Origin of the sequence: Lysobacter enzymogenes (assembly GCF_017168095.1) — a bacterium.
Lineage (GTDB): Bacteria > Pseudomonadota > Gammaproteobacteria > Xanthomonadales > Xanthomonadaceae > Lysobacter > Lysobacter enzymogenes_D.
On the sequence record NZ_LXSD01000223.1, the window covers coordinates 1 to 8,905 of the forward strand.

The following is an 8,905-nucleotide window of genomic DNA, read 5'->3' on the forward strand; positions in this document are numbered from 1 at the left end:
CGGCCAGGCCGATCCACGCGCGCCGGCTTGGCCGCCAATCGCGCGGCACATGGCGGCGGTCGATCGCGGCGATCACCGCCTCGGCATCGGCCAGGCGATGCGCGGGCTGCGGGCGCAGCAGGCGGTCAATCAACCGCACCAGCCACGCCGGCGTATCCGCGCGCAGCCGGTCCACCGGCGGCGGCGTGCGCAGCATGCGCTGGGCCAGCACTTCGCTGGCGGTGCCGCCGGCGAAGGGCATGCGCGCGGTCAGCATCTCGTGCAGGATCAGGCCGAGCGCGTACAAGTCGCTGCGCGCGTCGGCGCCTTCGCCGCGCGCCTGCTCGGGCGAGAGGTAATCCGGGGTGCCGACGATCGCGCCGGTCTGGGTCAGGCCGCTGCCGGCGAGCGAGCGGGCCACGCCGAAGTCGGCGATCAGCGCATCGCCGTTGCGGTCGAGCAGCACGTTGGCGGGCTTGAGATCGCGATGGATCACCCCGCGCGCATGCGCCGCGGCCAGACCTTCGGCGATCTGGCGGGCGATGCGCACGGCGGCGTCGACGGCCAGCGCGCCGTCGCGGTCCAGGCGCCGGTCCAGCGCTTCGCCGTCGATCCAGTCCATGCCGATCAGCCACTGGCCTTCGTGGCGGAACAGGTCGTGGATGCGCACCACGCGCGGGCTCGACACCTGGCGCGCGGTCAGCAGTTCCTGGCGGAAGCGTTCGAACGCATCGCTGCGCGCGGCCAGTTCCGGGCGCAGCAGCTTGAGCGCGACCTGGATGTCCAGGGTGGTGTCGAAGGCGCGGTAGACCTCGCCCATGCCGCCCAGGCCGAGCAAGGCTTCGATGCGGAAACGTCCGGCCAGCAGGCTGCCGGGGGCGAGGCCGCGGCCCGCGTAGCGGCCGGTCGCGGTGGCGTCGTCGGTCACGACGACGTAGCCTGCGCGCCGACCACGCGGGCCCAGCGCAGCGGCGCAGCCGCCGGTTCCAGCGCGTCGAAGGCGCGCTGCGCCAGCAGCCACAGCGCGGCGCTGTCGGCGAAGGCGGCGAGCAGTTCCAGGTCGAACTGGCTGATCGCCTCGCCGGCGCCGCGGCGGTCGGCGTAGACCGCGCCGAGCACGCGCCCGGCGTGCAGCAGCGGCAGGCACACCAGGCTTTGCAGGCCGCCGGTGACTACCGAGGAGCGCTGCGCCAGCCACGGGTCGTCGTCGATCCAGTTCACCACCACCGGCTGGCGTTCGCGCAGGCAGCGCTGGACCGCGCCGACGCTGCCGGAGAAGGCGCGCGCGTTGAGGTCTTCGCGCTCCAGCGACAGGCTGGCCTGGACCAGGAAGTCCTCGCCCTGGGCCAGCAGCACGAAGCCGCGGCTGCAGCCGGCCAGCTCGACCACGCCGCGCAGGATGTCGTCGGCCAGGCCGGCGCCGGCGCCGGCAACCTCGTCGGCCGGGGCGGGCGCGTCGGCGCCGCCGCCTTCCAGTCGCCGCGTCCACGCCGCCGACAGCGCGCGGCGCTCGCGCTCGCGTTCCTGCCAGGCGCGCGCTTCGGCCTCGTCGTGCAGCGAGAACTCGCACAGCACGTCGCCGAAGCGCAGCCAGCCTTCGCTGCGTTCGAGCAGGGCCTGGACGACCTGGATGCCGTCGACGTGCGAGCCGTTCTTGCTGCCCAGGTCGAGCAGCCGCCAGCCCTCGTCGTCGTGGATCAGCTCGGCGTGCTGGCGCGAGACGGAAGGATGGTCGATCCGCAGCTCGCACACGGGATCGCGGCCGATGCGCAAACGCGAACCGGCGGGGATCCATCGGCTGATGGCTGCGGCTTCGGGCGGGTAAACGATCAGGCGCGCCGGCATGGCCGCATCTTACGCGCAACTTTCGCGATCGCGACGGCGCCGGCGCGGCGCCGCGGCGGCGCGCTCAAGGTCCGTAGTCGCGCAGGTAGGCCAGGCTGAAGCGCAAGGTCGCAGCGCCGGCGACGAGTTCGCCGGCATCGTTGCGATGGGTGCGCGTGGCCCGCCACTCGTTGTCGATGAAGCTGCCGCCGCGGGCGACGGCGCGCGCGCGCACGGCGTCGGCGGCGGCCAGCGCGGCGGCGTAGTCGGGCACCGCCAGCGCGGTTTCGACGTCGTCGAGCAGGGCGTCGAAGCCGGGTTGTTCGCTCGCCGGCAGCAGGTCGACGCGATCGCGCAGGCGCTGCAGCTTGGAAGCGATCACCACCGGCGTCGGGCGCCCGTCGGCGAGGATCAGGAACTGCGAGAAACCGCCGTAGGTGCCGCGCGCGCGCACGCTGCCGGCGGCGATTTCGTCGGTGATGTCGTAGAACGCGCCGCCCAGCGGCGCCTTGAACAAACGCAGGCGGGTGCCGGCGGCGTAGGGCAGCCAGTGGGTGTGGATTTCGGCGCGGCCGCTGCCCTTGAACGTCAGCCCGCCGGACAGCGGCGGCTGCACCGTCACCAGCAGCGGCAGGCTGCCGGGGATCGTGGTCAGGTCGGTGTCGGGCAGGCGCGCGATCAGGTTCGGGTCGTACAGGCTCACCGTGCGCGCCGACACGCCGAGGCTGGCCGGGCTGAGCCCGCTGGCGTCGTCGAAGTCGAGCAGCAGTTCGGCCAGCACCGGTCCGGGCCAGCCGGGCAGGAACGGCAGGCGCACGGTCGCTTCGGCGTGGTTGCCGGCGGCGGCGACCGTCACCGGCAGCGGGATCTGGGCGGCGGCGGCGCCGGCGCCCAGCAACAGCCCGACGGCGACGATCCAGGCGGCCAGCCGGGGCAGGGCGCGGCGCGCGGCGCGGGTGGCGCGCGGGGTTGGGTCGGTGTGGCTCATGTCGTGGCGGTCCCCTGTGCGTCGTCGCGGGCGTGCGTGGTCTGGAACGGGCGTGCTGGGTCTGGAGCAGGCGTGCTTGGTCTGGAGCGTCAGGATCGTATCGGTGTCGCGGCGGCGTCCGGATCGCAGGCCGCGGCGGCCGTCGCGACGGTAACCCGGAACCCGTCGCACGCACATGAACCCGCGCGCCCGCGTTCGCGCCGGGCGACCGCGATCCCGAGGCTACTGTGCGTCCGGTCGCCGGTCTGTAGGGGTTTTCCCCCATGCCGGCTGGGCGGTCTTCCGGATGTCGCCGCCGGTCGCGGCCGGGCCAAGGTGGCTCACCCGATGTTCGGGGATCGCCAGGGGAGTCCGCACGATATGCAACGCAACCGCCGCACCCTTCTCAAGCTGACCGCGCTGGCCCTGGGCATGGCCGCCAGCGGCGTCAGCCTCGCCGCCGCCCGCCTCGACGCCGCGCTCGAGCGCGCCCTGGCTACCGCCGACGCCGCCGCCCCGCTGGAAGTGGTGGTGTCCTACGACCAGCCCGGTCCGTTGCGTGCGGCCCAGGTGCAGGCGCTCAAGCTGCTCGGCATCGGCCAGGGCGTCAGCATGCGCGCGCTGCCGATCGCCGGCGCGCTGGCGACCCCGGCGCAGATCCGCGCCCTGGCCCAGCGCGGCGACGTGCTGTCGATCCATCTCAACAAGCCGCTGCGCTACTACAACCAGGAAGCGCGCGAGCTGTCCGGGGTCAATCGGGTCCAGGCCAATCCCGGCGATTTCGGCCGCACCGTGCCGTTCACCGGCCGCGGCGTGGCGGTGATGATCAACGACTCGGGCATCGACGCCACCCACGCCGACCTCAAGTACGGCCAGCGCGTGGTGCAGAACGTACAGGCGCTGACCAACCTGCATTCGCTGCTGGACTTCCTGCCGGTGACGGTGCTGGAGAACCAGCTCAACACCGACATCAGCTCCGGCCACGGCACCCACTGCGCCGGCACCGTCGGCGGCAGCGGCGCGCAGTCCGGCGGGCTGTACCGCGGCGTGGCCACCGGCGCGGACCTGGTCGGCTACGGCTCCGGCGCGGTGATCTCGATCCTCGACGCGGTCGGCGGCTACGACTACGCGATCTCGCACAAGAACAGCTTCGCCTCGCCGATCCGGGTGATCTCCAACTCCTGGGGCAGCTCGGGCGCGTTCGACCCGACCGACCCGGTCAACCTGGCCAGCTACGAGGCCTACAAGAACGGCATCGTCAGCGTGTTCGCCGCCGGCAACGACGGTCCCGACGCCAACACCCACAACCCGTATGCGCAGGCGCCGTGGGTGATCTCGGTCGGCGCCGGCAACAAGGACGGCACGCTCGCCGACTTCTCCTCGCGCGGCAATCCGGGCGAGAGCGCAAGCTTCACCATGTCCGACGGGCAGCGCTGGACCTATGTCAACGAGCCGACCCTGGTCGCCACCGGCGTGGACATCGTCTCCACCCGCGCGCTGACCGGCGCGCTGCCGCTGCTGGCCGCGCAGCAGGACGCCGCGCTCGGCGCGCGCGCACCGTTCTATACCCACATGAGCGGCACCTCGATGGCGACGCCGCACGTGGCCGGCATCGTCGCCCTGCTGCTGGAAGCCAAGCCCTCGCTCAAGCCGTTGGAGGTCAAGCAGATCCTCGCCCAGACCGCCAATCCGATGGCCGGGCGGCAGCGCTTCGAAGTCGGCAGCGGCCACGTCGACGCTTACGAGGCGGTGGGCGTGGCCAACGCGTGGTGAGCGTCCGGCCGTCGTCGATTCAACGCCGGTAACCGCCGGCAGGCCGGTCGCGCGCGGCGGGTGCGCGCGCGGGCCGGTCGCCCCGTTCGGGTGGGTGGCGAACCCCGCCCGTTCTCCGCCCGCAGCGTCGCGTCCCCGGCGCTGCGGGCGATCTCTCCGCAGATCTGGAAGAAGCAGTGCAGCGCTTGTCATGAACGGATGTCCGGGAAGGTGCGGGCATCCGTTTTTTTTGGCGGCGACGCGGTTGCGCGGGTGCGGTGCCGATGGGCGCGGGCGGCGCATCGGGCGATGGCCGACAGCAGAGCGTCGAGGGGCGCGCCGCGCGAGGCGACGCCGACGGGCCGCTCAGCGCGAACGCGGCCGCCGCGCCGTCAATGCGGGGGCGCGGCAAGCGGCGTCTGCGCCGCAGCGAAATAATGCAGATGCGTCGGCGTACGCGAATCCGGCCGGTACGGCCCAGGCAGGCGCGTCTGTACAGGGAGCGTAGGGCCCAGCGGCGATGCCGCGATCGGCGTCATCGGCCGGCGGGCCGTGCGCGGCGCCGGATCGAGCGCGGCGGCGGCCGCCGCGACGGCGAAGGCCGAAGCGACGGGCTCAGGGAGTCGGGGTGGGGACGGGACAGAAGAAGGAACCGCCGCTCGGGCCAACAGCGCCAGCGCCGAGACGGCGGTCAGTACGAAGAGATAGCGCGGCAGCGCGCGGAACGAATCCTGGACCCAGATCGCTGCCTTCATGCACGCCCCCCGCGCACTCCTCGCGGGATCGACCGAACGGCCGTCCTGACCGTCGGCGCCACGTCCTGTTTGCCGTGCATTGCCGCTAACCCCAACTTCTGTAATCAGTGGCCCCAGCTCCGCAGCATCGCTTGCTCAAGGCGGCGGCCTCGTCCTTTGCTGAGCGGCGTCCGTGTCGTCGCATGGCCGTGCTGCCGGGGCCCGCACAGATTGCGCCTGGGCGCCCGGCCGGCACAGTCGGCCGACAGCGCGGCGGCGTGTAGGATTTTTCTGACATCCGTCACGCCGAGGATGCGGACTGCGTCGGCTGACCGACCCGGGAGCAGGGGCGGTCCTGGGTGTTTCCACGCAGGGGTCGCGCCCGGCATCCGCGCAGGCGCGGCGCGCATCGCCGCCGCATCCGCGCGTTGCCGCCCTGGCTCAGGACTTCGGCTCTTCCGGCATGGTCCCGGCCGAGCGCATCTCCCTCTGCGCCTGCTTCAACGCCTTGACGTCGAGCGGCAGGATCCGCTCGATGAAGCAGGGAATCTTGATCGACTGCTGGCCGAGCACGATGACCTTGTCGAAGCGGCGATGCACGCTGCCCATCTGGTTGGTCACCGAAATCGCCTGGGCGAAGTCGAGATCCTGGCAGCGGCCCTGCAGCTCGAGCAGATAGGCCTGGTTCGGTCGCGTCCACAGCGCCAGCGCGCTGTCGCCCAGCGGCGTCCAGCCGTCGATGCTGCCGAAGTACTGGAAGCGATCGACCGGCGCGCCGGCGTGTTGGCGATACAGCGCCAGGCGTTGGGCATCGTCGAGCTTGGGGCCGGAGCTGGCGCAACCGGCGAGCAAGGCCGCGGCCAATACCGCGGCCGACAACGCGGCGCCGCGGCGCCGCGGAACATGCGGATGCGCAGCCGGCGAACGCGCGGACTGCGCACGCGAACCTTGCGAAAGCAGGCGTTTCATACGGGTTTCCTTTGGCGGCCAAGCCGCCGGTGGGGCTTGCGCCGCCATCATGCGCCCGGCGCGCGCGGCCGCCGCATCGGCGGCCCGAATCGTTCAGCGGCGGGGAGGCTTGCCATCCGCCGAAAGCCTCCGTATCATGCCGCCTCTCTCACGGGTTGCCCGTGAATTGGCCGGGTAGCTCAGTTGGTAGAGCAGGGGATTGAAAATCCCCGTGTCGGGGGTTCGATTCCCTCCCCGGCCACCACGATTTCGATCTGCGGTGGTTTTTCCGATCGGTCCGCAGAGTCAAAGAAACCTCCCTCGCGGAGGTTTTTTTTTGCCCGCGATCCGTCGTGCGGCAGGCCCGTCGTCGCGGCGCGCGCTTGGCCCATCTTGTCGCCGCTGCGGCGGTCTCGAACACGCGCCGTATGCGCGCGCCGTCGCGCAACCGACGCATCGTCGCGCGCGTTTCCGCCCATTCGCGTAAAGCGCATCGACGTCGCGCCGGATCGCCGCGATTGCCATCACGGATTGGCGATGCGGGCCGCTCCGGCGCAGGCAAAGCATGGCTACTCTTTCGCATCGTTCGGCCCAGCCTCGCGCTCGCGCCGAATCCGGTTTCGGATCGATATCGAACAAAGGGGATTGACCAGTGAGCACGGGCGCACAGCTGAAGGTCGTGTTGCAGGACGCGCAGGGGTTCTACTTTTCCGGCGACAAGGCGGCGAAGAAAGAGAGCGACACTACGGTGAGATGGCTCAACACCGTGCTGAAGGACGAGAGTTGCTACCGCGATCTGTGCGGCGGCAAGGGCAAGCTCGTGGTCGGTTTCAACTTCCCGCCGAAGGACGTTGCGCCGGAGCGGGCGAAGGAAATCATGTCGCAGGCCTACGAGCGCATCGGCCGCGAAGTGGACGCGCTGAATCCCGACAAGCGCATGGCGATGGCCGCCTCGCTGATGCGCGGCACCACGACCGAGGGCAAGCTCGATCGCGACCGGGTCGAGGAGAAGCTGTACGCGGGCTACGCGCGCCCGCACGATCCGGAGCAGGACGCCAAGACGCTGCTGGCCAGCCCGATGCTCGCCGGCCATCCGGCGCGCGCGGCGGATGGCTTCGACAAGCTCGGTTCGGTCGGCAAGCTCGAGGCGATCTCGCGCTCCAATCTGCAGGAGATGCGCGACGAGATCGCCAAGTACAAGGAACTGCACGCCGCCAACGGCATGAGCGACACCTTCGGCAAGAAGATCGATGCGTTCGTCGCCGACGTCGGCGAGCGCTATGCGCAAGGCATCGCCTCGCACGCCAGCAACCGGCCCATCGCCGGGCACATCCTGGCGACCTCCGACCGCGAGCAGATCCAGGAATTCGCCCAGGCGCTGACCAACAACAAGTCGCAGCCGCAGAGCGTGTCGCACACCTCCGAGTACAACACGCGCTATCTGAAGTCGCACGATTTCGCGTTCTTCAACGTGTATCCGGCGACCAATCCCGAGATGCAGAAGCAGATGCTGTCGGCGACCCGTTATCTGTGCGAGAAACCCGAAATCGCCGGTTCGCCGATCGCCAAGGACGCGCAGTCCTTCAGCTTCAATCTGCCCGGGCTGGTCAACCAGACCCAGGACGGCGCGCAGCGGCTGACCCTGCTGACCTTGCGCGACCCGGTGCGTCCGACCCATGGCGGCAGCGAGGCCGAGGTCAAGGCGCGGATGGAGGGCAAGGAAGGGCTCGCGAGCTACAGCGGCGGCACGCCGGCGATGGGAACCGCCACGCGCAAGTTCGGCACCGAAACCGACAGCTACGACTCCGCCCGCCGGGTGTTCGTGAAGGGCGACTCGCTGGAGGCCTTGAAGGCGAACGTCGAGCTCGGTTTGTACAAGGCCGCCTATGGCCTGTCCAAGGGCGAGAAGAGCGTGGATCCGACCCAGAACAAGGACTACAAGCTCTACGGCATGCTCAACGAGGCGACGGCGCCGGGCGAGGGGGCGGCCAAGGATCGCGCCACGATGCAGTTGGTGAAGCTGTTCCAGTACCCGCAGCTGATGGTGTCCGGGCCGGTGTCGGTGCAGGGCGTGGAGCCGTTCCGGCCGGGCCAGACCCAGGCGACCCAGCTCGCTGCACAGACCACTCTGCCGTCGGTTTCGGCGACGCAGTTGAATCAGGCGAATCAGGCGAATCAGTCGAACGAGCAGCACAAGGTGCAGGTCAGGACCATGTGATCGCGTCGATGCCGCATCGCCGCGCCGAACGATGCGGCGGGTTTCGATGCGGCGCCTGCCTGGCGCGCCTGCGAGCCGGCAGCGCGCGGCCGAGGTCGCACGGCCGCAACGCCGGGCTTGCGCGCATGCGCGAGGCAAGCCCGGCGCGGGCCGCGCGATTACGGCGCCTGGCAGCCGTTGGCCAGCAGGCACTTGCTCCATTCGTCGAAGCACTTCTGGAATTCGGCGTCGGTGAGCGTGCCGTCGGCGCGGCCCTCCATGAGGCACTGGTTGTAGTTCTTGGTGCACCAGCGGTCCTGGCAGGCGGCGTAGACCGTGGCCGAGAACCCGAACAGGGCGACGGCGGCGAACAGCATCGTGCGGCGGGCGGACAAGCCTTTCATCGGTTCTCTCCTTGATAAACGGACGATTGGACTGCGCTTGCGGATGCGGCGGGCGCCTGCGGCGCGCGCCGCGACGGCGCCCGCGGGGGCGGGGCCGGCC

General features: G+C 70.9%; 8 protein-coding genes and 1 tRNA gene. 3 read left to right on the plus strand and 6 right to left on the minus strand.

The features are described from left to right. The 3 genes from A7A76_RS05735 to A7A76_RS05745 form a co-directional block, all read right to left on the minus strand. A partial coding sequence (locus tag A7A76_RS05735; protein WP_206410295.1) for a protein kinase domain-containing protein occupies positions 1-907 on the minus strand: 907 nt, incomplete at its 3' end. After that, positions 904-1,824 (minus strand): GAF domain-containing protein, encoded by a 921-nt coding sequence (locus A7A76_RS05740; protein WP_206410296.1) that lies wholly within the window; start codon positions 1,822-1,824, stop codon positions 904-906. The genes A7A76_RS05740 and A7A76_RS05735, both read right to left, overlap by 4 nt. A gap of 64 nt (positions 1,825-1,888) precedes the next feature. Further along, entirely contained in the window at positions 1,889-2,791 is a 903-nt protein-coding gene (locus tag A7A76_RS05745) for a DUF6689 family protein (protein ID WP_241200748.1), read from the minus strand. Positions 2,792-3,151: 360 nt separating this feature from the next. Between A7A76_RS05745 and A7A76_RS05750 the strand changes: the two genes are divergently transcribed. Beyond that, positions 3,152-4,543 carry a S8 family serine peptidase gene (locus A7A76_RS05750; protein ID WP_241200749.1) on the plus strand — a complete coding sequence of 464 codons (1,392 nt, stop codon included), beginning with the start codon at positions 3,152-3,154 and terminating at the stop codon, positions 4,541-4,543. Positions 4,544-4,914: 371 nt separating this feature from the next. Here the strand turns inward: A7A76_RS05750 and A7A76_RS05755 are convergent, their stop codons facing one another. Both A7A76_RS05755 and A7A76_RS05760 read right to left on the minus strand, forming a co-directional pair. Next, a complete protein-coding gene (locus A7A76_RS05755) occupies positions 4,915-5,277 on the minus strand; it encodes a hypothetical protein (RefSeq protein ID WP_206410297.1) in 363 nt (120 codons plus the stop codon). A gap of 420 nt (positions 5,278-5,697) precedes the next feature. Then, positions 5,698-6,135, minus strand: coding sequence for a DUF6491 family protein (locus A7A76_RS05760; RefSeq protein ID WP_206410302.1), 438 nt, complete (start codon positions 6,133-6,135; stop codon positions 5,698-5,700). 258 nt (positions 6,136-6,393) lie between these two features. Between A7A76_RS05760 and A7A76_RS05765 the strand changes: the two genes are divergently transcribed. Then, positions 6,394-6,469: transfer RNA gene (locus A7A76_RS05765), tRNA-Phe, on the plus strand. Between the two features lie 387 nt (positions 6,470-6,856). Beyond that, positions 6,857-8,422, plus strand: a complete 1,566-nt coding sequence (locus A7A76_RS05770; protein ID WP_206410298.1) for a hypothetical protein — start codon at positions 6,857-6,859, stop codon at positions 8,420-8,422. A 158-nt stretch (positions 8,423-8,580) separates the two neighbouring features. On the opposite strand, the gene A7A76_RS05775 is transcribed toward A7A76_RS05770, so the two are convergent. After that, positions 8,581-8,805 (minus strand): hypothetical protein, encoded by a 225-nt coding sequence (locus A7A76_RS05775; RefSeq protein WP_206410299.1) that lies wholly within the window; start codon positions 8,803-8,805, stop codon positions 8,581-8,583. Positions 8,806-8,905: the final 100 nt, after the last annotated feature.

Bases quoted from the DNA above. Each gene is read 5' to 3' on its own strand.
- A7A76_RS05775 (WP_206410299.1), bottom strand. From the start codon at position 8,805: ATGAAAGGCTTGTCCGCCCGCCGCACGATGCTGTTCGCCGCCGTCGCC.
- A7A76_RS05745 (WP_241200748.1), bottom strand. From the start codon at position 2,791: ATGAGCCACACCGACCCAACCCCGCGCGCCACCCGCGCCGCGCGCCGC.
- A7A76_RS05740 (WP_206410296.1), bottom strand. From the start codon at position 1,824: ATGCCGGCGCGCCTGATCGTTTACCCGCCCGAAGCCGCAGCCATCAGC.
- A7A76_RS05755 (WP_206410297.1), bottom strand. From the start codon at position 5,277: ATGAAGGCAGCGATCTGGGTCCAGGATTCGTTCCGCGCGCTGCCGCGC.
- A7A76_RS05750 (WP_241200749.1), top strand. From the start codon at position 3,152: ATGCAACGCAACCGCCGCACCCTTCTCAAGCTGACCGCGCTGGCCCTG.